The following is a 21,051-nucleotide window of genomic DNA, read 5'->3' as shown; positions in this document are numbered from 1 at the left end:
CGCGGGCGAAAGGTCTTCCTTATTCGCAGTTGTAACTTTGCCTGCTTATGGAAAACCCCGTTATCATTCTCGGCGCGCAGGCCGTGGGCACCGCCGCGCTGGATGCTTTTCTGTCAAACGACGTTGTGGTGTACTGCATCCTCGACGACGACCCCAAGCTGCACAACACCGAGCTGCTCGACGTGCCCGTGATGGGCAACACCGACGACGGCGAGCTGCTGAAGCTGCTGGGTAAAAAATGCGAAGTCTTCGTAGCCACCGAGGATGCCGCCAGCCGCCGCAGCCTCACCCAAATGCTGCACGATGAGTACGAGGTAGTGCCGGTCAATAGCATTCACCAACGGTCCAGCGTGTCGGTGCACGCCGAAATTGGCCACGGCAACTATTTTGGTGCCAACGCGGTAATTGCCGCCACGGCTAAGGTTGGCGCGGGTGTGCTGGTCGGCCCCAACGCCGTAGTGGAAGGCCTGGCCAGCGTGGGCGACTACGCGCAGCTGGGCTCGGGCGCCCAGGTGGGGGTAGGGGCCACGGTGGGCGCCGGCGCCTTCATTGGCGCGGGTGCCGTGCTGGTAGCCGGCGTAAAAGTGGGCGACAAAGCCCGCGTGGGCGCCGGCTCGGTAGTAGTGGCCGACGTGCCCAACGGCCAAACGGTATTCGGCAACCCGGCAGTTAAAGTTTAGTTTTAATAGAAAAACAGACCGTCACGCTCATCTAGCGTCCGCTTGCCGAAGTATCTCGCTTGGGGAAGTAACCTCAATCATCGGCAACGGTGCGAGCAAGATGCTTTGGCAAGCGGACGCTAGATGAGCATGATGTTCTTATTAGTGCTAAGTGATTATGTATCAAGTCCTTCTATACTACTGCTATACGCCCATCGAAAACCCCGAGCAGTTTCGCGACGAGCACCATCGCCTGTGCCTCGACCTGGATTTGCGCGGGCGCATTGTTGTGGCGGCCGAGGGGCTGAACGGCACCGTGTCGGGCACCCGTGAAGCCTGCGCGGCCTACATGGCCGCCGTGAAGGCCGACCCGCGCTTCGCTACACTCGAATTCAAGGTGGATGAGGTTGAAAGTCACACCTTTCAGAAGCTGCACGTGCGCGTGAAGTCCGAAATCGTGCACAGTAGCCTGCACCACGTGCGGCCCCACGAAAAGACGGGCCAGCACCTTAGTCCGCAGGAATTCAAGGCGTTGAAAGACCGCGACGACGTGGTGGTGGTTGATGTGCGCTCGGATTACGAGTACAACCTGGGCCGCTTCAAAAACGCCGTGACGCTCGATATCGAGAACTTCCGCGACTTTCCCGAGCGCGTCGAGCGCCTGGAGCAGTTCAGGGACAAGAAAATCCTGACTTACTGCACCGGCGGCGTTAAGTGCGAAAAGGCCACCGCTTTTTTATTGGAGCAGGGTTTTGAGAACGTGTACCAGCTGCACGGAGGCATCATCAAGTATGGCATTGAGGCCGGCGGCGAAGATTTTGAGGGCCAGTGCTACGTCTTCGACGGCCGTGTGGCCGTGGATGTCAATAGCGTGAACCCCAGCGTTATCTCGCGCTGCCACCATTGCCAGCAGCCCTCGGCCCGCCTCATCAACTGCGCCAACCCGCACTGCAATGCCCACCTGCCGCTGTGTGAAAGCTGCGGCGAAACGCTGCAAGGCGCCTGCTCCGAGGCCTGCGCCACCCACCCCGATAAACGGCCGTATGATGGCACGGGCACGTATCCCAAGCAAAGCAACCATTATACCCCCGCGCAGGGTCTGGCTTCGTACCGGGGGTAGGGCGAGCTTTCGCTTGCAGTTTTAGCGCTTGGTCAATAGCCGGCAAGCCGAAGTTTGCCGTACATATCCCTTTTTATTTTCCGGCAAGCTGAAGCTTACCCTACACTGCTATGATTCCCGAATCTGAACTCATTCTGAATCCCGACGGCACGATTTATCACCTCAATCTGCTGCCCGACCATATTTCTGATACCATCCTGACGGTGGGCGACCCGGCGCGGGTGGCGCAGGTGAGCCGGCACTTCGACTCCATCGAGTTTGAGGGCACGCACCGCGAGTTTGTGACGCACGTGGGCTACTACCGCGGCAAGCGCCTGACGGTGCTGAGCACCGGCATGGGCACGGATAACATTGATATTGTGATGAATGAGCTGGATGCGCTCGTCAATATCGACTTCCTGTCGCGCACCGTACGGCCGGTGGAGGAGCGCCTGAACCTGCGCATTATCCGGCTGGGCACTAGCGGTAGCTTGCAGGCCGACGTGCCGGTGGGCTCGCTGCTGGCTACCCAGCACGCCATAGGCCTCGATTCGCTGATGCAGTTCTACCTCTTCTTCGAAACCGGCCTCGAAACGCAGGTTGCCCAGGATTTGCAGCAGCACCTGGGCCTACCCTTCGCGCCCTACGTGGTGCGCGGCTCCGACCTGCTGCGCGAGCAGCTAGCCGCCGACCTGCTCATCGGCAACACCGTGACGTGCCCTGGCTTCTACGGCCCGCAGGGCCGCCGCCTGCGCCTCGACCTGCGCTCGGCCGATTACATGCAGCGCCTGCAAAACTTTCGCCACCAGAGCCCCGAGGGTGATTTCCGCCTCAGCAACTTCGAGATGGAAACGGCCGGCTACTATGCCCTGGGTCAGCTGCTAGGCCACGAGGTGCTGAGCCTCAATGCGATAGTAGCCAACCGCGCCACCGGCGAGTTTGCCAAAGACGCCGGCGACATCGTGGACCGCCTCATCGCCCGCACGCTAGCCCTCCTCTAAATCACGGACTACGCGGATTTCACGGATTTTGTGAACGATTCATGCCTATCACGCAAACAGCAAGGGCCACCCATTTGGGTGGCCCTTGCTGTTTGATTCAGAAGCAGTAACTGATAAAAATCAGCGACGGTGCAAATCGTCCACAAAATCCGTGAAATACGCTAAAATCCGTGCTAATTAGTGGTTAGACTTCAAAGCCCAGCACGGCGCGCAGGGGTAGCATCATCTCGTCTTTGAGGGTCAGGTACTCGGTGTGGGCCGCCAGCACGTGGGCGCGCACGCGCTTGGTCTGGCCGTCGGCGGCGCGGAAAAAAATAGTGGCTTTGGTCTGGTGCGTATTGGCCAGCACGGCAGCGCGGCGGGCTTCGGCGCTCCGAATCTTCTGCGCCGCCGCGTCGTCGGCCAGCACATCGTCGAGATAAAATTCTATCTTGGGAAGCTGCTTGCGGTCAATGGTTTCAACGTCTTGGTCGGTGGGCGGGCGGAACATAGGAAGCGAGGATAAAAAGTTGGAAGGGGTAGCAAGCTGGCTGGCTAAGCGAGACAATACTGTAGCATACTTCGGAGCAGGGTAGTTGGGTTACAGTTCGGTCGCCAAAAATTCCATGGTATCGATGCCGTCGGCGTAGTCGCTCACGGCGGGGCTCTGGGCGCGGCCCAGCGGGAAGGAGCCGGGGTAGCGCCCGCCCGCCGACACGAGGCACTGGGTCTGGGCGGCCACGTCGGTGAGCTGGTCGAGCAGGTCGATTTCCTGGGTATACGTACTGTAGTGCACCACCGAGATGGGCGATACCAGCGCCGCGCTCTCGGTCAGCAGCAGGAAGCCGTTGTCGAAATGCGGCACCGCGTTCACCAGCATAATGCTCTTGTTGTAGTCGTAGTTGTTCTGGTACTTGTGGTGGTTGAGCACTGGGTGCCAGATTTGCAGCGCATCGAGCAGGGGCACGAAATTGTAGCCTGCGGGCACGTAGAGCTTGCTCACGTTGCGGCAGCCCAGGCCGTAATACTGGAAAATATCGGGGCCCAGCGCGGTCATTTCCTCGGCCGTTTCGTTGCCGGTGAGGATGGCCAGGCTGGTGCGGTTGCGTCGAATAAGGTGCGGCCTACCCTTAAAATAAAACTCAAAGTAGCGCGCCGTATTGTCCGAGCCGGTGGCGATGAAGGCATCGGCTGCGTTGAGGCGCTCCACAAACTGCACGCGCTCGGTGAAGGCGGGCTCGATGTCGGTCAGTTCCTGGGCAATCCAGTCCATGAGCACGGTATCGTCCTTGCTTAGCTTGGCCAGCAGGGTGTGGCCGCTTAGCAGCACGCACAGCATATCATGGAAGCCCACGAGCGGGATATTACCGGCCATTACTACCCCCACCTGGCGGGGCGAAGCCGGCTCGGCGGGGTAGCGCCCGGCCCACTGGCTGAGCGCCGGCTCGGCCAGCATGTGGGCGATGCCCGTGATGGCCGCCGCCACGTTGGGCTGGTCAAACCAGGCGTTGCGGTTGCGGGCGCGGGCCGCGATATCGGTGATTTCGTCTTCGGAAAGGGAGGCGAGGCGGCGGCCCAGGGCCGCAAAAGCCGCGAGGCGGGTGGCGTGATTCAGCATAAAAGGGGTAGCAGGAAGGCGGAATGAGCCGTACTTTTGAGGGTCCAAACCAGCCTGGGTCGGCGTTTTTACGTACAGCCGGCAGCTTTGAACAGCAAAATTACTCACTAGTATAAGGAGACGACGGCAATGGCCATCATGATAACCGACGAGTGCATCAACTGTGGTGCCTGCGAACCGGAATGCCCCAACACCGCCATCTACGAGGGCGGCGCCCAGTGGCGCTGGGCCGATGGCACGACGCTAAAAGCGGTGCAAACCATTGACGGCAAACAAGCTGGCGGCACCGACCCTCAGCGCCCGGTATCCAACGAGTACTACTACATCGTGACCGATAAATGCACCGAGTGCGTAGGCTTTCACGAGGAGCCGCAGTGCGCCGCTGTGTGCCCCGTCGATTGCTGCGTCGACGACCCCGACCACCGCGAAAGCCGCGAGCGCCTCACCCAAAAGCAGCAGTGGCTCCACAAAGCCGCGTAGGTAATTACGCCTGCGCTTTTATCTTTTGTCATTGCGAGCGCAACGAAGTGGAGCGCGGCAATCTTTCCTTTTTCGTTGGATTAGTAACCCTGACGTGAAGGAAAGATTGCCGCGCTCCACTTCGTTGCGCTCGCAATGACAAACAGATTTAAAACAACTGCCGCCCTACCCCCTGCTCCGCTGCCAATAGCGCCAGAAACTCATCTCGCGACACCTCCTCCGCGCCCAGCACCGCCATGTGCGGCGTCAGTTGCTGAATATCGAAGAAGCTGGCACCGCGCTTCTGCAGGTGCCCGGCCAGCGCCAGCACCGCCAGCTTCGAGGCATTGGGACGGTAGTGAAACATGCTTTCGCCCGCAAATACGCCCCGCACGGCCACGCCGTAGAGGCCGCCCACCAACGTGTCGCCCTCCCACACCTCCACGCTGTGCGCGTAGCCGGCGGCGTGCAGCGCCTCATAGCCGCGCACCAGCTGCGGCGTTATCCAGGTGCCATCCTGGCCCGGCCGCGGCTGCGCTTGGCACGCCCGCATCACCTGCCCAAACGCGGTATCGAAGCTGATGCGCCACGGCGACTGCCGCTGCGCCCGCGCCAGGCTGCGGCCCACGTGCAGGCGCGCCAGCCGCAAAATGCCCCGGCGCGGCGGGCAAAACCAGGCCAGCGGCCAGCCTTCCACCGGCCACGGAAAAATCCCCTGGCTATAGGCCGCCACTAGGTTTTCGACGGTAGGCTGGCCGCCGAGCAGCAGCAGGCCGTCGAGGTCATCGCGCGCGGCAGAGGGGGTAGGGAAGGTGAGGGGCATCAGACGCTTTTCAGTACTTCGACAATTCCTTCATATTCTGGCAAATAAAAGCCATTCGAGAATTGCTGGTAGTAGTTGCGGTATTTCTCCTCAAGCTTATGATAATGAGGATTATTTACCAGTTTAGCAAGGATGATTCCTAGGTTTCCCTCATAGTTGAGGCCAGAGAAGATACTTTTTCTGGTCTCAATATTCACTTCTTTATCAAGCTCTTCTAAGCTGCTGTATTTCTCAAAAAATGGAATGGCCACGTTGTTGAATAAGTAAAGCAATCTGTGATAGCAAGGGAGAACATCTCTTTCACTAGTCAAGGTGAGCCGATAGCTGTTCCCATCGTTGTTTAAGTTCTCCAAAGCAATGCCAATTGTAGGAGTGGTTTTATGATACTTAGCTTCAAAATATGAGGCTTTATGATAAAGGTCTTCTACCACATTTTTACGTACCAATACCCCCGGATTGATTTCCCATCCTTCACTACGAACAAGGAAAATAAGGTGAAATTTTTTCCAGCCGTCTTTCAGTCTGTTGGTGAACCCTGCTTGAGCTTTATTGAGCACAAAGCCAGAAGGACTTAACTCCGATGCTAAGAGATCTAGTAGTGAGTTACGGAGTTCGCGATTGGTCATTTTATCAACAGGAGCTAGGTGCTGACAAAAGTAAGCGCTTGAAAAACCTCCTGTCATCGCCAACCCCGCCCGCCGTACTTTTGCCTGCTACCAACCAACGTAGTTTCGCTAGCCACCCAGCTAGATAGCCAGCCTGCGCAGCAAGCGTATCCGCGAAATCCGTTAAATCCGTTAAATCTGCGATGTCCCTCGCCAAAACTTATTCGCCCGCCGACGTTGAAGCCAAATGGTACCAGCGCTGGCAGGAGCAGGGCTTTTTCCAAGCCAAACCCAACCCGCGCAAGCAGCCCTACACCGTGGTTATTCCGCCGCCCAACGTGACGGGCGTGCTGCACATGGGCCACATGCTCAACAATACCATCCAAGACGTGCTCGTGCGCCGCGCCCGGATGCAGGGCAAGGAAGCCTGCTGGGTGCCCGGCACTGACCACGCCAGCATCGCCACCGAAGCCAAGGTAGTGGCCATGCTCAAGGAGCAGGGTATCAATAAGAAAGACCTGAGCCGCGAAGATTTTCTGACCCACGCCTGGGCCTGGAAGGAGAAGTACGGCGGCATAATTCTGGAGCAGCTGAAGCAGCTCGGCGCCTCGTGCGACTGGAGCCGCACGCGCTTCACGATGGAGCCCAAGCTGACCGAGGCCGTGCTGCGCGTGTTCGTGGACCTGTACCGCAAAGGCCTGATTTACCGGGGCGTGCGCATGGTGAACTGGGACCCGCTGGGCGGCACCGCCATCTCGGATGAGGAAGTGATTGCTAAGGACACCCAGGCCAAGATGTACCACCTCAAGTACGAGGTGGTGGGCCAGCCCGGCCGCTTCCTCACGGTGGCTACCTCGCGCCCCGAAACGGTGATGGCCGACGTGGCCGTGGCCGTGAACCCCACCGACCCGCGCTACCACGACCTGGCCGGGCAGCGCGTGCGCATTCCACTGCTGGGCCGCGAAATTCCGGTTATTCAGGACGAGTACGTGACGGTGGACTTCGGCACCGGCGCACTGAAAGTGACGCCTGCCCACGACCTGAACGACTACGAGCTAGGTCTGAAACACAACTTGCCGGTTATTGATATTCTGAACGATAATGGCACGCTGAACGAGAAGGCGGAGCTGTACGTGGGCCAGGACCGGTTTGCGGCCCGCCGCAACATCGTGAAGGATTTGCAGGAAGCCGGCCTTTTAGATAAGATAGAAGAATACGCCAGCATCGTGCAGACCTCGGAACGTACCGGGGCCGTGATTGAGCCCAAGCTGAGCTTGCAGTGGTTCCTGAAAATGGAGCATCTTGCCAAGCCCGCGCTCGAAGTCGTGGAGAACGACACCATCCGGCTGCACCCGCCCAAGTTCAAGAATATGTACCGGGTGTGGATGGAGAACGTGCGCGACTGGTGCATCTCGCGGCAGCTGTGGTGGGGCCAGCGCATTCCGGCCTACTACCTGCCCGATGGCTCGTTTGTAGTGGCCCAAAATGAGGCCGAAGCCGTAGAATTGGCCCGCGAGCAGAGCGGCAACAACGACCTGCAAGCCAGCGACCTGCGCCAGGATGAGGACGTGCTCGATACCTGGTTTTCGTCGTGGCTGTGGCCCATCTCGGTGTTCGACGGCTTCGACGACCCTGACAACGCCGATATCAACTATTTCTACCCCACCAACGACCTCGTAACGGCCCCCGAAATCCTGTTTTTTTGGGTGGCGCGCATGATTATGGCCGGGCTGGAATTTCGCAAGGAAGTGCCCTTCAAAAACGTGTACCTCACTGGTATCGTGCGCGATGCGCAGGGCCGCAAGATGAGCAAGCAGCTCGGTAACTCGCCCGACCCGCTCGACCTCATCCGCGATTTCGGGGCCGACGCGGTGCGGACCGGCATGCTGTTTTCGTCGCCCGCCGGCAACGACCTGTTCTACGACCAGAAGCTGATTGACCAGGGCCGCAACTTCAACAACAAGCTCTGGAACGCCTTCCGCCTCGTAAAAGGCTGGGAAGTGGACAATACGCTGCCCTTTGCTAATGCGCAGGCCGTGAGCTGGTTTGAAGCCAAACTGTCCGAAACCATAGCGGTACTCGACGAGCACTTCGACAAATTTCGGATGAGCGACGCGTTGCTGACGGTGTACAAGCTGCTGTGGGACGACTTCTGTGGGCAGTACCTCGAAATGGTGAAGCCCGTTTATCAGCACCCGATTGATGCTGAGACGCTGCGCGCCACCGTCGATTTCCTCGAAACGCTGCTCAAGCTGCTGCACCCTTTCATGCCCTTCATCACCGAAGAGCTGTGGCACGAGCTGGCCGAGCGCGGCGAGCAAGACTACGTGTGCGTAGCGCATTGGCCCAAGCTCCCTACCCCCCCCCACAGCGCCGAAACCCTGGCCGAGATGGAGAAAGCGCTGGCCATTGTGGCCGGCGTGCGCAACGTGCGCAACCAGAAAAACCTCGGCCCGGTGAAGCAGTTGGAGCTGGCCGTGAAAGCGGACGACCAGGCCGCCATCGAAGCCTACGCATCGCTGGTACGCAAGCTGGCCAATCTCAGCGCCTTATCATTTGTAACGGAAGCGCCGGCCAGCGCCGTGAGCTTCGTGCAAGGGGGTAGCGAATTCTTCGTGCCGCTCGACATGCAGGTGGATGCCGCCACCGAGCGCGCCCGCGTCGAGAAGGAGCTGGGCTACGCCATCGGCTTCCGCGACTCGGTGAATAAGAAGCTGGGCAACGAGAAATTCGTGGCCAACGCCAAGCCCGACGTGCTGGAGCGCGAGCGCCAGAAGCTCGCCGACGCCGAGGCTAAAATCGCGGCTCTGGAGCAAGCGCTGAAGGCCTTGGAATAGGCTTTCAGCTTAATTGCCCTGTATAAAATCCCCGCCTTTCGTGCTGAGCCTGTGCAGCATCCTATCACGTGTGAACGATTGGTTCTGGCGCGACAGGATGCTGCGCAGGCTCAGCACGAAAGGCGGGGACTTTAGTGCTGAAAGTAAATCAGCTACAGCAATAATAACTTAAGCCCCATCCCAAACTATCAGCAACTTCTGCGTAATATCTTGTAAAATGTGCGCTTAGTGCAAGTTATTCAAGTATTCTCCCGTTTCTTTGGGTTGGTTCCTCTCTATTGTTCCTCATGAAACAACTTGCTACTTTCGGGCTTTTCTGCCTTACGGCGCTCGCCACGCAGGCGCAGACCGCGCCGCCCCAATCTATGCCTACCCCCCCCATTGCTACCCTGAAGCCCAAGGCGCTCGTGTCGCCCTACGGCACGCGCACCGACAACTACTACTGGCTCAACGAGCGCGAAAACCCGCAGGTACTCGACTACCTCAAGGCCGAAAACACCTACTTCGACCAGCAAATGACTCCGGTGAAAACGCTGGAAGATAAGCTGTTCACCGAAATGAAAGGCCGGATTAAGGAGCAGGACGAGTCGGTGCCGTTCCGCGACAACGGTTACTACTACTATACCCGCTACGAAACCGGCGGCGAGTACCCGCTCTATTGCCGCAAGGCCGGTAGCCTGCAAGGCGCCGAGGAAGTGCTGCTCAACGGAAACCAGATGGGCCAGGGCCACAGCTACTTCGCCATCGGTGGCTACGAGGTGAGCGACAACAACGAGCTGCTGGCCTTCAGCACCGATACCGTGAGCCGCCGCCTCTACACACTGCGCTTCAAGAACCTGAAAACCGGCCAGCTCTACCCCGAGAAAATTGCCAACGTGGAGGGCAACGCCGTGTGGGCCGCTGATAACCAGACGGTTTTCTACGCTAAAAAGGACGTGACCACGCTCTTGCCCTACCAGGTATACCGCCACAAGCTGGGCACCGAGCCGGCCCAGGACGTGCTGGTGTATGAGGAAAAGGACGATACCTTCAGCCTACACGTAAGCCGCAGCAAGTCAAAGCAGTACTTGGGTATCGAGTTGGGGAGCGCGTTCTCGTCGGAGTATCGATTTCTGGACGCTAATAATCCCACGGGCGAGTTCAAGGTATTTGCGCCGCGCACGCCCGACCTGCTCTATGAGGTGCAGGACGCTAATGGACGCTTCTACATTTTTACCAATTGGGAGGCGCCCAACTTCCGGGTGATGGCCGCGCCGCTCACCAGCACCGGCCGCAACGGCTGGGCCGAAGTGATTCCGCAGCGCGAGGACGTGTTTCTGGAGCAGATGGAGCTGTTCAAGAACTACCTGGTGCTGAACGAGCGCGAGGAAGGTATTCGCCAACTGCGCGTTATCAATTTCAAGGATGAGATTGGCCGCGTGGTTGATTTCCGGGAGCTGGCCTACACTACGTTCATCGGCGCCAACCCCGAGTTCGATACACCGCTGCTGCGCTTCACCTACACTTCGTTTACTACCCCCGCCACCACTTACGACTACGACATGGCCACCCACAAGCTGGCCCTGCTGAAAGAGCAGCCGGTGCTGGGTGGCTTCGACAAGAAAAATTACGTGACGGAGCGCAAGTTCGTGACCGCGCGCGACGGCAAGCTCATCCCAATTGCCATTGTTTACAAGAAAGGCTTCCACAAAAACGGCCAAGGTCCGGTGCTGCAATATGCCTACGGTTCGTACGGCCTCTCAATGGACCCCACGTTTTCGTCGGCGCGCCTGAGCCTGCTCGACCGGGGCTTTGCCTACGTGCTGTGCGGCATTCGGGGTGGGCAGGAACTGGGCCGCCAGTGGTTTGAGGATGGCCGCATGATGCGCAAGATGAACTCGTTTACCGATTTTATCGACTGCTCCGACTACCTCATCAAGGAGAAATATACTTCGCCCGCCAAGCTTTTTGCGCTGGGCGGCAGTGCCGGCGGCCTGCTCATGGGTGCGGTGGTCAACATGCGCCCCGAGCTTTACAAGGGCGTTATCGCGGCCGTACCATTCGTGGATGTGGTCACGACCATGTCGGACGCCAGCATTCCGCTCACCACCGGCGAATACGACCAGTGGGGCAACCCCGCCAACAAGCCCGCCTACGATTACATGCTCTCGTACTCGCCCTACGACAACGTGAAGGCCCAAAAATATCCCAATATGCTGGTGATTACCGGCCTGCACGACTCGCAGGTGCAATACTTCGAGCCTGCCAAGTGGGTAGCCAAGCTGCGCGCCACCAAAACCGATAAGAACCTACTGCTGCTGCACACCGACATGGAAGCCGGCCACGGCGGCGCCTCGGGTCGCTTCAAGGCGCTGCACGATGTGGCCCGGCAGTACGCGTTCATGTTCCTACTCCTCGACCCGAAGGCGGCGCTGTAAAACGGAGTGGCACTCCGTTTGGCGTTGAACGACTCGTTGGCCCGGAAACGGAGTGCCACTCCGTTTGACAGTTATTTCAGCGTGGAAGGCGCGGTGGTCGAGTGGGCCGCCGCGCTTTGTTCGTCAGCACTCAATTGGGCTTGCAGCTGAAACGTAACCTGCTGGCAGGCGGCACCTTGGCGCTGTGCTTCAGCCAGGGCATTCTGCGTAACGGTGAGCCGCCAGTAGAGAAAGAAAATGAGGCCCAGTGACACGGCCAGGGTAAGGATAAAGAGGATATTCTTCATAACGTATTCTAAAAAAGAAAACTAAAGAACGTCATGCTGAGCTTGTCGAAGCATCTCTACCGCATTCATTGGGTTACTAATCCAACGGCGTGGTAGAGATGCTTCGACAAGCTCAGCATGACGTTCTTTTTGCTAGCGTTGGTAAACGCTTATACCGTCGTGTTCGGGTCGAACTGCTCCAGATAATCGGCCACTTTGCGCACGAACATACCGCCAAGCGAGCCATCTACCACGCGGTGGTCGTAGCTGTGGCTCAAGAACATAAAGTGCCGGATGCCGATAAGGTCGCCCTGCGCCGTTTCAATCACGGCGGGCTTTTTCTTGATGGCGCCCACAGCCATGATGGCCACCTGTGGCTGCATGATGATGGGCGTGCCCATGACATTACCAAACGAGCCCACGTTCGAGAGCGTGTAGGTGCCGCCGGCTAGGTCTTCGGGCTTGAGCTTGTTCTGGCGGGCGCGGTTGGCCAGGTCGTTCATCTTCTTGCTCAGGCCGTTGAGGTTGAGCTGGTCGGCGTTGTGAATGACCGGCACGATAAGGTTGCCTGAGGGCAGTGCTACCGCCACGCCAATGTTGATTTCCTTCTTTTTGATGATGTAGTCGCCATCTACCGACACGTTTATCAGCGGGTAGTCCTGGATGGCGCGCGCCACGGCCTGGATAAAGATGGGTGTGAAGGTCAGGTTTTCGCCCTCGCGCTTCTTATACGCATCCTTGTTTTTGTTGCGCCAGTTCACCAACTCCGTCACGTCGGCCTCCACGAAGCTCGTAACGTGCGGCGAAATCCGCTTCGAATCGACCATACGCTGGGCAATCATCTTGCGCATCCGGTCCATCTCCACCAATTCCTGGCCGCCCGATACCGACGGCGCGGGCTTGGTGGCCGCGGGGGGGGTAGGGGCGGCGGGGGCCGGCTGGCCGTTGGCCGAAGGAGCCGGCGCGGCGGGCTTGGCCGCCGGGGCGGGGGTAGGGGCCATGGCCGGCTGGGGCGGCGCGGGGGCCGCCGGGGCGGTGGCGGCTGGAGCCGGCGCTGGCGTCGTGGCTGGAGCAGCCGCGGGCACCAGCGACGGCTTGCCGGCCGCCACATGGTCGAGGATGTCTTTCTTGGTCACGCGGCCGTCCTGGCCGGTGCCGGGCAGGCGCTCCAGGTCGCTCATGCTGATGCCTTCCTCGCGGGCGATGCTGAGCACCAGCGGCGAGTAGAAGCGGCCGGGCAGCACTGGGTTGGCCTCGTTGGCGGGGGGCATGGTGGCGGGCGCGTTGGGGGCGGCGGGTGCTACCGGCGCGTTGGGGCCGGGCAGGTAGGGCACACTTTCGTCGCCGGCCGGGGCGGGCTGCATCAGCGGAATGTTGTCGGGCTCCGTCAGGGGCGGCTTGGCGCTGGCTTCCTCTAGTTCGTCGGGGTTTTCGGAGGGGGTAGGGGCCGCGCCGGCCTCGGTTTCGATGCGGGCGATGGGCGCGCCTACGGCTACTACTTCGCCTTCCTGCACCAGAATCTCGGCCAGCGTGCCGGCGTGCAGGGCGGGTACTTCGGTGTCCACTTTGTCGGTGGCTACTTCCAGCACCGACTCGTCTTGCTCAATGGCATCGCCAACTTGCTTGAGCCATTTCAACACGGTGCCTTCCATGATGGATTCGCCCATCTTGGGCATCGTCATTTCCACTCGGGCCATAAAAAAGGGGCTGGGGGTCTAAAGAGGGGGTAGGGTGGGAGAGAGCTTGGGACTACAAAGGTAGGCAGTAGCCAAACGCCCCCGCACCGGTGGGCCGGGCATTGGCAGGGGCAGTGGCGCTCAATCGACACAATTGGGGCGTTGGTCGGGGTTTGGGCGGAAAAAGGAGCCGTGGGACCCGCAGCGCGCATTTGCGGCCAGCTGTTTGCAAAAGCATCCTCAACCAGCCGCCGACGCCTAGGCCGCCGGCACGGTTAGCATCTCACCTTCAATCTCTTACTTCTCCTTGTCATGAAATCCTTCCTCTTTGCCGCCCTCGCTTCTGCCACCCTGCTCACCAGCACCAGCGCGTTTGCCGCCCCTACCCCCGCCAACGACCACGACCGTGATGGCCGCTACCAGCAAGGCCCCGGCCGCCGCGACGACCAACGCAATGACAAGCGTGATGACCGCCGCGACGACCACTTCGACCGCAACCAGAACTACGGTTTCGACCGCAACCACCGCGTGACGATGGAAGAGCGCCGCCGCTGGGAAATGGGCCACAACTACGGCTACGCCCAAAACCATCGCGTGAGCCGCCAGGAGCGCGCCCGCTGGGAAGCCCAATATTACCACCGCTAACCGCCCGCACTAAACCTAGCGGCCGGGCCGGCATCTAAGCTCTGATAACTGCCGGCCCCGGCCACGTTTCCTACCCCCTGCTTTTCCGTTTAACCTTTCCGTATTCCATGAAAAAGTTTCTGTTGCCCCTGCTGGCGCTTGCTTTGTCTGCCACTGCCGCCTCGGCCCAAACTACGCCCGACCAGGCCGATAGCCGCCCCCAGCGCACCCCTGAAGAGATGGCCGCCCGCCAAACTCAGGGCCTCACCAAGCAGCTGGGTCTCAGCGCCGACCAGTCGGCCAAGGTGCAGCAAATCATGCTGGCCCGCGACCAGGACATGATGACCATGCGCGGCCAGATGCAGGCCGGTACCGGCGACCGCAAGCAGATGCGTGAGCAAATGATGGCCGGCCGCGCCAAATACGACGACCAACTCAAGGCCGTGCTCACCCCCGAGCAGTTTACTCAAATGCAAACCCTGCAAGCCAACCGCCGCCAGCGCGGCGCCGATGCCATGCAGGATGGCAAGGTGAAAACCAAGGACGGTAAGGTGAAAATCAAAGCCAAAACCGACAGCTAAGCCGCGCCTCGTCAGTTGAATAAAAGAACGTCATGCTGAGCTTGCCGAAGCATCTTGGCCGCATCGTTAGGATTACTATCCCAACGGTACGAGCGAGATGCTTCGGCAAGCTCAGCATGACGTTCTTTTTTTTGAATTCTTAGCCTTTAAAACAGGCCCGAAGTGCGCCGCCGGCTGCTCTTGTGATGCAGCTGGCCCTTGTGCCGCGCCGTGGAGTGGCCGTTGCCGTGCAGGAAGCTGAGCGGGCTACCGCCGTCCTGGCGGCTGTGGTTGCGGTAGGTGCCGTAGTGGTGGGTGAAGTCGCCGGCCAGCTTGCGTTGGCCGTGGCGCTCGGGCTTCGAGAGCCAGAAGGGCCAGGTAGCTGGGCGGGCGGTGGCAGCGGGCGCGGCGGTGGCAAGCAGAGCCAGTAGGCAAGCGAAAAATGCAGCTTTTACCATGAGTTTTTGGCAGAAAATAAACCGGTGGCGCAGGGCCCGGCCCCACGGACAGCGCGTTGCTGCCGCCCTCTAAACTCCCTACCCCCGCCAAATAGTACCTGCCGGCCCCCGGCGCTAGACGCCTACCCCCCCTGGCCCGACCAACGCCAACCCCTAGTCGGCGAATGGCGTGCGCTGGCTACGAATCACTTACCGCCGCTCGCCACCCGCTGAGCCGCCGCCAAAAAAAAGCCGCCTGCCCGGTGGGCAAGCGGCTTTTGCCGAATAAAATCAGTAGTTATTTGCCGCCGAGCAGCACGCCCACGTAAGCCTGAAAAGTCGAGTTGCGCGCGTTGCGGAACTCATCGTTGCTGTAGCTGCTGTTCTTGGCAAAGTCGGTGAAGGCGCCGCTGTAGCGCACGCCCAGCATTACGCCGTTGCTGGCCTGGAAGCCCAGGCCGCCCACGTAGCCCAGCTCGTTGCGGCGCACGTTGTCGAGGTTGGCGGTGCCCGAGCCGGCGTTGCCCACCGTGCTGCCGTTCAGCGTTTGGGTACGGTCAGACGATACGTTCAGCAGGTAGCTGTACTGCGGACCCAGTTCAAAAAAGAGACCGGCCGCGCGCACGCGGAACAACAGCGGCACATCGAGGTAGTCGTAGCGCACATTGCCAGTGTTGCGGTAGGTGTTGTTAAGTACCGTGAACTGCTGGTCGGCGTACTTGAAGCCCTTCTGCGAATACAATACCTCGGGCTGAATAGAGAGAATATCGCCAAGGCCAAAGTTGAGCATCACGCCGCCCTGAAAGCCAAAGCGGTTCTTGTACTGGTCCTGGTTGACGAGGTTGCCCGACAGGTTAGAGAGGTTGGCCCCGGCCTTCACGCCGAAACGAATGCCCTGCGCGTGTGCTGCCGGGGCTGCTGCCGCAACCAGCAAGGCTGCTGCAGCACTGAGAAGTAGTTTTTTCATAGGGAGCCTTACGAAAATAATTCTGAGTTGTTTCTGAAGTTGTGGGTTAGCCACCCTGTTTCAGGCGCCCGCCCCGAACCTGCGCCGCCCCTGCGCCGTCTACCTCCCGTCCTTCCTGCCGCCCCATGAGCCTTTGGCAAATAATTCAACGCCTGCTGCCCTTCGTGCGGCCCTACCGCCGCCTCGTTATCAGTACGCTGCTGCTCACGCTGGTGGGCTCGCTGGCCGCGCAGGTTAATCCCTTTGTGCTGCGTTACACCGTCGATACGGTGCAAAATTTACTGAATAAAGGCCTCGGCCTGGCCCAGGGCTGGCAGATGCTGATTTGGGTGAGCGGGCTGCTACTGGCCAAAGAATTACTGAACACCGGCATCACCTTCGGCCAAAAATATTACGGCGAGAAAATCCGCATCAGCGTGTCGGGCGCGCTGGCCGAGGCGGCCGTAACCAAGATTCTGGGCTACGAGTTGGGCTTTTTCACTGAGAGCGGCAACCAGACCGGCAAGCTCCAAACGCGCATCGACAGGGGGGTAGAGAGCCTGATGAAGCTGGTGCAAAATTTTTTCATCGACATTCTGCCGCTGTTTGCTAATGCGTTGGTAGCGCTGGTAGTTATGTTCTTGGCTAATAAGTGGGTGGGGCTGGTGGCCACGTCTATCTTGCCGGTGTATTTTTGGCTGAGCTACCGGCAGGCCGACCGCCTCAACGGCACGCGCCGCATGTTGCGCAGCCTACGCGAGGAGAAAAACCACGGCCTCATCAGCATCATCGACAGCATCGTGGTAATCAAGAGCTTCGTGCGCGAGGCCTACGAGGGCGACAAGCAGCTGGCGGTGCAGGACCGCCTCGAAGACGCCCAGCTCACGACCCGTAAAACCAACTTCCGCTACGACGGCCTCAAGTCGTTTTTCGAGCAGATTGGCGTGGTGGCCATCATCGTGCTCACCGCCTACCTCGTGCTGGTGGGCCAAATGAGCATCGGTGCCATCATGTTTCACGTGCTGCTCTTTAATAACGTGTCGGCGCCCATCCGGCAGCTGCACCGCATCTACGACGAGATGAACGAGGCTCTGACCTACGCCGAAGGCTTCTTCGCCATCCTCGACGCCGACGACCAGACCGAGCGCCCCGGCCCGCTGCGCCCCGCCCACCTGCACGGTACGTTCGAGCTACGCCACGTCAACTTCACCTACCCCAGCGGCACAGCAGCCTTACATAATGTGAGCATGACCATCGAGGCCGGCAAAACCACCGCGCTCGTGGGCCTCAGCGGCGCCGGCAAAAGCACGATTATCAACCTGCTCTGCGAGTTTTACCGCCCCAACGGCGGCGAGGTGCTGCTCGACGGCCAGCCCCTGTCGGAATACGACACGCCCGCCCTGCGCCAGCAAATCGGCCTGGTGCTCCAGAAAAACCACATTTTCAAAGGCACCATCGAGGAGAATATCCGCTACGGTGACTTCAACGCCACCCAGGCCGACATCGAGGCCGCCGCCCGCCAGGCCTACCTCCACGACCAGATTCTGGACCTGCCCAAGGGCTACCAGAGCGACGCCCAGCAGCTCTCGGGCGGCCAGCAGCAGCGCATTGCTATCGCCCGGCTCTTCCTCAAGAACCCGCCCATCATCTTCCTCGACGAGCCCACCGCTAGCCTCGACGCCATCGCCACCGAGCAAATCAAAAACTCCCTCGACGCCATCAAGCAGGGCCGCACGGTGGTCATCATCTCCCACAGCCTCGCCCAAATCGTGGACTCCGACTGCATCTACGTGATGAAAAAAGGCGAAATGGTAGAAAGCGGCACCCACCTGCAACTCTACGAAAAGCGCGGCACCTACCGCGAGATTTTTGACGCCTCGGCGCGCAGTCTTAACATCGAGAAGCTGGCTAAAACGATGGCCGATGATGGCGACGAGGTGCTGGATACGGCGCTGTAGCAGTAGCGCGAACTTTGTAGTTCGCGTCCCAGAACGAAAATCGTTGTAATGGCGCGGGGACGCGAACTACAAAGTTCGCGCTACTACCCAATCGCCGCCCGCGTAAACTCGCTCAGTACCAGCCGGCCGCTGATGGCGGCGCGCTCCACGAGCAGCGTATCCCAGTGCTCGGTGCCGGCCCAGAGGATTTGCTTTAGCTCGCGCATGGCCTCGGGCGAAGTGGTGGCCAGGCGCTGGGCCAGGGATTGCACGGCCGCGTCGAGGGTAGAGAGGTCGGGCAGCACCTCGGCGTAGAGGCCGCGGGCGGCGGCCCACTCGGCCGAGCGAAACTGGGTGGCATCGATGGCGAGCTGGCCGAAGGCGGAGGGGCCGATTTTGCGCTCCACGGCCGGGCCAACCACGAAGGGGCCGATGCCCACGGCCAGCTCGCTGAGCTTCACGGCCGCGTGGGTGGTGGCCAGGCAGTAGTCGGTGGCGGCGGCCAGCCCTACCCCCCCGCCCACGGCCTTGCCCTGCACCCGCCCAATGATGAGCTTGGGGCAGGTGCGGCAGGCATTGATAACGTGCGCGAAGCCGGAGAAAAAGGCCAGCCCCTGGGCCGCATCGGCCACAGCGCGCAGTTCGTCGAAGCTAGCGCCGGCGCAGAAGGTGCGCTCGCCCTCACTTTGCAGGATGATGACTTTGGTGGCCGCGTCCTGGCCCAGCCGGGTGATGGTGGCGGCTAGCTCGGCTAAAATGGCGCTGGGTAGCGAGTTATGGGCCGGGTGAAAAAACGTGATGGTGGCAATGCCCGCGGCATCGGTGGAAGACGTGACGTGGCCGGCGGTGAGGGTGTCGCTCATGAGTAGGAGGGGGGTAGGGAAGCAAAAAAGAACGTCATGCCCATCTGGCGTCCGCTTGTCGAAGCATCTCTACCACGCCGTTAGGGTCACTATTCTACTGGCGTGGTAGAGATGCTTCGACAAGCTCAGCATGACGTTCTTTTAATTGACATTCAAAAAATCAAGCCTGGTTTTTCTTCTTTACCATCGTCAAAATGGTAGCCACGGCCACCGTGTCGCCGGTTTCGTCGGTCACGGTCACGAGCCAGCGCACGATGCCTTTAGCGATGTCGGTTTCGTCGCGCTTTTCCTGGCCGATTTTCTCCTTCACCGTGAGCTGCACGCCGATGGTGGTGCCGGGGTACACGGGCTTGGTGAAGCGGCACTCGTCGAGGCCGTAGTTCAGCAAAACCGGGCCTTTGCGCGGGTCTACGAACATGCCGGCGGCCTTACTCAATATGTAGTAGCCGTGGGCCACGCGGCCCGTGAAGAGCGTGCCTTCCAGCGAGGTAGCATCGACGTGGGCGTAAAAATTATCGCCCGAAATACCGGCGAAGGCACTAATGTCGGCCTCCGTGACGGTATGCTTGTGGGTGGTGTAGGTTTCGCCGATTTCCAACTCCTCGAAGTAGCGCTGGAAGGGATGCTTGTCGTACTCCACGGTTTGGGCGCCCGTCTGGTACACCTCCGTGATGGCGGTAATCATGCTCGGCGAGCCCTGCAACGCCACGCGCTGCATGAAGTGCTCGACGCCCCGGATGCCGCCCATTTCCTGGCCGCCGCCGGCTCGGCCGGGGCCGCCGTGCACGAGCTGGGGTAGGGGTGAGCCGTGGCCGGTGCTTTCCTTGGCCATCTCGCCATTGAGCACCAGAATGCGGCCGTGGTGGGTGGCCGCGCCCAGCACAAACTCCTGGGCCGTGCGCGGGTCGTTGGTAGCCAGCGAGCACACCAGCGAGCCCTTGCCGAGGTTAGCCAGCTGGGTAGCTTCGCTCAAATCGTGGTAGGGCATGAGCGTCACGACCGGCCCGAACGCTTCCAGCTCGTGGCTATCCAGGTACTTAAAGGGCTGGTCATTGCGCAGCACGATGGGCGAGATGAACGCGCCCTTGGCCGCGTCGGCCCCGCGCTCCTTGCCCAGAATCTCGACGTTTTCGAGGTCGCCGTACACGATGGGGGTAGTTTTGGCGAGCTGGCGTACCTGCTCGCGCAGGCGCTCGGCCTGCTCGCGGCCGGCCAGCGCGCCCATGCGCACGCCCTCGGCCTGCGGGTGGCCGATGGTGGTCTGAGCCAGGGCCTTGCCGAGGGCAATCTGCACGTCTTCGAGCAGGTCGGCGGGCACGATGGCGCGGCGGATGGCGGTGCATTTCTGCCCGCACTTGGCCGTCATTTCCTTGCGTACTTCCTTGATAAAGAGGTCGAATTCGGGCGTGCCGGGCCGGGCATCAGACCCCAGCACGGCGGCATTGAGCGAGTCGGCTTCCAGCGTGAACGGGACCGCCTCGCTGATGATGCGCGGGTGCGCCCGCAGTTTGGCGCCGGTAGCTGCCGAGCCGGTGAAGGTGACCACATCCTGGTACATGACGTGGTCCAAAATACCTTGACCCGAGCCCACTACCAGCTGCAACGCGCCCTCGGGCAGGATGCCGGAGGCGATAATCTCGCGCACCACAGCCTCGGTGAGGTAGGCGCCGGGCACGGCGGGCTTCACCACGGCCGGCATTCCGGCCAGCAGGTTCACCGCAATTTTCTCCAGCATTCCCCAAATCGGGAAATTGTAGGCGTTGATGTGCACCGCTACCCCCTCCTTCGGCACCAGCAGGTGCTGGGCCATGAACGTGCCGCCCTTGCTCAGCCCCACCGGCTCGCCCTCCACGTAAAACGGCTTGTCGGGAAACTTGCGCCGCAGCGAGGCATTAGCAAACAGGTTGCCGATGCCGCCCTCAATGTCAATCCACGAGTCGGCGCGCGTGGCGCCCGAGCGGTAGCTTAATTCATAAAAAAGCTCTTTTTTTTCCTGCAAGTGGAAGGCCAGCGCCTTCAGCATCTGGCCGCGCTCGTGGAAGGTCATCCGGCGCAGTTTGGGGTTGCCCACGCGGCGGCCATAGGCGAGAATCTCTTCGAAGTCGAAGCCTTCGGTATTGGCCAGGGCAATGACCTCGCCGGTGCTGGCGTCGCGCAGCTCGTGCGGGTCGGCGGCGCCGGGCATCCAGCGGCCAAGGGTGTAGTTTTCGAGGGTAGGGGTCATCGCGGGGTGGGAGGGTAGCGC

Annotated in this window: 19 protein-coding genes; 9 read left to right on the top strand and 10 right to left on the bottom strand. The window is 60.4% G+C overall.

Going from position 1 to position 21,051, the window contains the following annotated elements:
* Positions 1 to 47: 47 nt before the first annotated feature.
* From E4631_RS11465 to E4631_RS11455, 3 genes are all read left to right on the top strand, one after another.
* Positions 48 to 680, top strand: coding sequence for a DapH/DapD/GlmU-related protein (locus tag E4631_RS11465; protein ID WP_133655277.1), 633 nt, complete (start codon positions 48 to 50; stop codon positions 678 to 680).
* Between the two features lie 157 nt (positions 681 to 837).
* Positions 838 to 1,779 (top strand): rhodanese-related sulfurtransferase, encoded by a 942-nt coding sequence (locus E4631_RS11460; protein WP_133655278.1) that lies wholly within the window; start codon positions 838 to 840, stop codon positions 1,777 to 1,779.
* Between the two features lie 110 nt (positions 1,780 to 1,889).
* Positions 1,890 to 2,759, top strand: coding sequence for a nucleoside phosphorylase (locus E4631_RS11455; protein WP_133655279.1), 870 nt, complete (start codon positions 1,890 to 1,892; stop codon positions 2,757 to 2,759).
* A 184-nt stretch (positions 2,760 to 2,943) separates the two neighbouring features.
* On the opposite strand, the gene E4631_RS11450 is transcribed toward E4631_RS11455, so the two are convergent.
* Both E4631_RS11450 and E4631_RS11445 read right to left on the bottom strand, forming a co-directional pair.
* The gene (locus tag E4631_RS11450; RefSeq protein WP_133655280.1) at positions 2,944 to 3,249 is read right to left on the bottom strand and encodes a hypothetical protein; all 306 of its coding nucleotides are present in this window, start codon (positions 3,247 to 3,249) and stop codon (positions 2,944 to 2,946) included.
* Between the two features lie 90 nt (positions 3,250 to 3,339).
* Positions 3,340 to 4,356 (bottom strand): acyl-CoA reductase, encoded by a 1,017-nt coding sequence (locus E4631_RS11445; RefSeq protein ID WP_133655281.1) that lies wholly within the window; start codon positions 4,354 to 4,356, stop codon positions 3,340 to 3,342.
* Between the two features lie 129 nt (positions 4,357 to 4,485).
* Between E4631_RS11445 and E4631_RS11440 the strand changes: the two genes are divergently transcribed.
* Positions 4,486 to 4,836: a 4Fe-4S dicluster domain-containing protein gene (locus tag E4631_RS11440; protein ID WP_133655282.1), complete on the top strand. Its 351-nt coding sequence runs from the start codon at positions 4,486 to 4,488 to the stop codon at positions 4,834 to 4,836.
* Between the two features lie 148 nt (positions 4,837 to 4,984).
* Here the strand turns inward: E4631_RS11440 and aat are convergent, their stop codons facing one another.
* Both aat and E4631_RS11430 read right to left on the bottom strand, forming a co-directional pair.
* Positions 4,985 to 5,638, bottom strand: coding sequence for a leucyl/phenylalanyl-tRNA--protein transferase (aat, locus tag E4631_RS11435; protein ID WP_133655283.1), 654 nt, complete (start codon positions 5,636 to 5,638; stop codon positions 4,985 to 4,987).
* On the bottom strand, positions 5,638 to 6,264 hold the full coding sequence (locus E4631_RS11430) for a hypothetical protein (protein WP_133655284.1): 627 nt from the start codon (positions 6,262 to 6,264) through the stop codon (positions 5,638 to 5,640). The genes aat and E4631_RS11430 overlap by 1 nt, the downstream gene beginning before the upstream one ends.
* Before the next feature lie 182 nt (positions 6,265 to 6,446).
* Here E4631_RS11430 and E4631_RS11425 point away from each other — a divergent pair, with 182 nt between their 5' ends.
* Both E4631_RS11425 and E4631_RS11420 read left to right on the top strand, forming a co-directional pair.
* Positions 6,447 to 9,080 (top strand): valine--tRNA ligase, encoded by a 2,634-nt coding sequence (locus tag E4631_RS11425; protein ID WP_133655285.1) that lies wholly within the window; start codon positions 6,447 to 6,449, stop codon positions 9,078 to 9,080.
* Between the two features lie 287 nt (positions 9,081 to 9,367).
* Complete coding sequence (locus tag E4631_RS11420) at positions 9,368 to 11,497, top strand: S9 family peptidase (protein WP_240734836.1); 2,130 nt, start codon at positions 9,368 to 9,370, stop codon at positions 11,495 to 11,497.
* Positions 11,498 to 11,568: 71 nt separating this feature from the next.
* On the opposite strand, the gene E4631_RS11415 is transcribed toward E4631_RS11420, so the two are convergent.
* Together E4631_RS11415 and E4631_RS11410 are read right to left on the bottom strand one after the other, a co-directional pair.
* A complete protein-coding gene (locus E4631_RS11415) occupies positions 11,569 to 11,784 on the bottom strand; it encodes a hypothetical protein (RefSeq protein ID WP_133655286.1) in 216 nt (71 codons plus the stop codon).
* A 149-nt stretch (positions 11,785 to 11,933) separates the two neighbouring features.
* Positions 11,934 to 13,460, bottom strand: coding sequence for a dihydrolipoamide acetyltransferase family protein (locus tag E4631_RS11410; RefSeq protein WP_133655287.1), 1,527 nt, complete (start codon positions 13,458 to 13,460; stop codon positions 11,934 to 11,936).
* Positions 13,461 to 13,751: 291 nt separating this feature from the next.
* Here E4631_RS11410 and E4631_RS11405 point away from each other — a divergent pair, with 291 nt between their 5' ends.
* Together E4631_RS11405 and E4631_RS11400 are read left to right on the top strand one after the other, a co-directional pair.
* Positions 13,752 to 14,084, top strand: a complete 333-nt coding sequence (locus tag E4631_RS11405; protein WP_133655288.1) for a hypothetical protein — start codon at positions 13,752 to 13,754, stop codon at positions 14,082 to 14,084.
* 107 nt (positions 14,085 to 14,191) lie between these two features.
* Positions 14,192 to 14,644 (top strand): hypothetical protein, encoded by a 453-nt coding sequence (locus E4631_RS11400; protein WP_133655289.1) that lies wholly within the window; start codon positions 14,192 to 14,194, stop codon positions 14,642 to 14,644.
* Positions 14,645 to 14,790: 146 nt separating this feature from the next.
* Here E4631_RS11400 and E4631_RS11395 read toward each other — a convergent pair whose 3' ends face one another.
* The gene (locus tag E4631_RS11395; protein ID WP_133655290.1) at positions 14,791 to 15,081 is read right to left on the bottom strand and encodes a hypothetical protein; all 291 of its coding nucleotides are present in this window, start codon (positions 15,079 to 15,081) and stop codon (positions 14,791 to 14,793) included.
* Positions 15,082 to 15,358: 277 nt separating this feature from the next.
* Positions 15,359 to 16,027, bottom strand: coding sequence for a porin family protein (locus E4631_RS11390; RefSeq protein WP_133655291.1), 669 nt, complete (start codon positions 16,025 to 16,027; stop codon positions 15,359 to 15,361).
* A gap of 125 nt (positions 16,028 to 16,152) precedes the next feature.
* On the opposite strand from E4631_RS11390, the gene E4631_RS11385 reads away from it, so the two are divergent.
* Entirely contained in the window at positions 16,153 to 17,964 is a 1,812-nt protein-coding gene (locus E4631_RS11385; protein ID WP_133655292.1) for an ABC transporter ATP-binding protein, read from the top strand.
* An 83-nt stretch (positions 17,965 to 18,047) separates the two neighbouring features.
* Here the strand turns inward: E4631_RS11385 and E4631_RS11380 are convergent, their stop codons facing one another.
* Positions 18,048 to 18,806: an enoyl-CoA hydratase/isomerase family protein gene (locus E4631_RS11380; protein WP_133655293.1), complete on the bottom strand. Its 759-nt coding sequence runs from the start codon at positions 18,804 to 18,806 to the stop codon at positions 18,048 to 18,050.
* 160 nt (positions 18,807 to 18,966) lie between these two features.
* A complete protein-coding gene (gene paaZ / locus E4631_RS11375; protein WP_133655294.1) occupies positions 18,967 to 21,030 on the bottom strand; it encodes a phenylacetic acid degradation bifunctional protein PaaZ in 2,064 nt (687 codons plus the stop codon).
* Between the last annotated feature and the right edge of the window lie 21 nt (positions 21,031 to 21,051).

The sequence above is a fragment of the Hymenobacter sp. UV11 genome, from assembly GCF_004684095.1.
Lineage (GTDB): Bacteria > Bacteroidota > Bacteroidia > Cytophagales > Hymenobacteraceae > Hymenobacter.
The sequence above is the reverse complement of the archived record's forward strand: the minus strand, read 5'-3'. Positions and strand labels throughout refer to the sequence as shown.

Coding starts and splice junctions, on each gene's coding strand:
- E4631_RS11465 (WP_133655277.1), top strand. CDS start 48: ATGGAAAACCCCGTTATCATTCTCGGCGCGCAGGCCGTGGGCACCGCC.
- E4631_RS11460 (WP_133655278.1), top strand. CDS start 838: ATGTATCAAGTCCTTCTATACTACTGCTATACGCCCATCGAAAACCCC.
- E4631_RS11455 (WP_133655279.1), top strand. CDS start 1,890: ATGATTCCCGAATCTGAACTCATTCTGAATCCCGACGGCACGATTTAT.
- E4631_RS11450 (WP_133655280.1), bottom strand. CDS start 3,249: ATGTTCCGCCCGCCCACCGACCAAGACGTTGAAACCATTGACCGCAAG.
- E4631_RS11445 (WP_133655281.1), bottom strand. CDS start 4,356: ATGCTGAATCACGCCACCCGCCTCGCGGCTTTTGCGGCCCTGGGCCGC.
- E4631_RS11440 (WP_133655282.1), top strand. CDS start 4,486: ATGGCCATCATGATAACCGACGAGTGCATCAACTGTGGTGCCTGCGAA.
- aat (WP_133655283.1), bottom strand. CDS start 5,638: ATGCCCCTCACCTTCCCTACCCCCTCTGCCGCGCGCGATGACCTCGAC.
- E4631_RS11430 (WP_133655284.1), bottom strand. CDS start 6,264: ATGACCAATCGCGAACTCCGTAACTCACTACTAGATCTCTTAGCATCG.
- E4631_RS11425 (WP_133655285.1), top strand. CDS start 6,447: ATGTCCCTCGCCAAAACTTATTCGCCCGCCGACGTTGAAGCCAAATGG.
- E4631_RS11420 (WP_240734836.1), top strand. CDS start 9,368: ATGAAACAACTTGCTACTTTCGGGCTTTTCTGCCTTACGGCGCTCGCC.
- E4631_RS11415 (WP_133655286.1), bottom strand. CDS start 11,784: ATGAAGAATATCCTCTTTATCCTTACCCTGGCCGTGTCACTGGGCCTC.
- E4631_RS11410 (WP_133655287.1), bottom strand. CDS start 13,460: ATGGCCCGAGTGGAAATGACGATGCCCAAGATGGGCGAATCCATCATG.
- E4631_RS11405 (WP_133655288.1), top strand. CDS start 13,752: ATGAAATCCTTCCTCTTTGCCGCCCTCGCTTCTGCCACCCTGCTCACC.
- E4631_RS11400 (WP_133655289.1), top strand. CDS start 14,192: ATGAAAAAGTTTCTGTTGCCCCTGCTGGCGCTTGCTTTGTCTGCCACT.
- E4631_RS11395 (WP_133655290.1), bottom strand. CDS start 15,081: ATGGTAAAAGCTGCATTTTTCGCTTGCCTACTGGCTCTGCTTGCCACC.
- E4631_RS11390 (WP_133655291.1), bottom strand. CDS start 16,027: ATGAAAAAACTACTTCTCAGTGCTGCAGCAGCCTTGCTGGTTGCGGCA.
- E4631_RS11385 (WP_133655292.1), top strand. CDS start 16,153: ATGAGCCTTTGGCAAATAATTCAACGCCTGCTGCCCTTCGTGCGGCCC.
- E4631_RS11380 (WP_133655293.1), bottom strand. CDS start 18,806: ATGAGCGACACCCTCACCGCCGGCCACGTCACGTCTTCCACCGATGCC.
- paaZ (WP_133655294.1), bottom strand. CDS start 21,030: ATGACCCCTACCCTCGAAAACTACACCCTTGGCCGCTGGATGCCCGGC.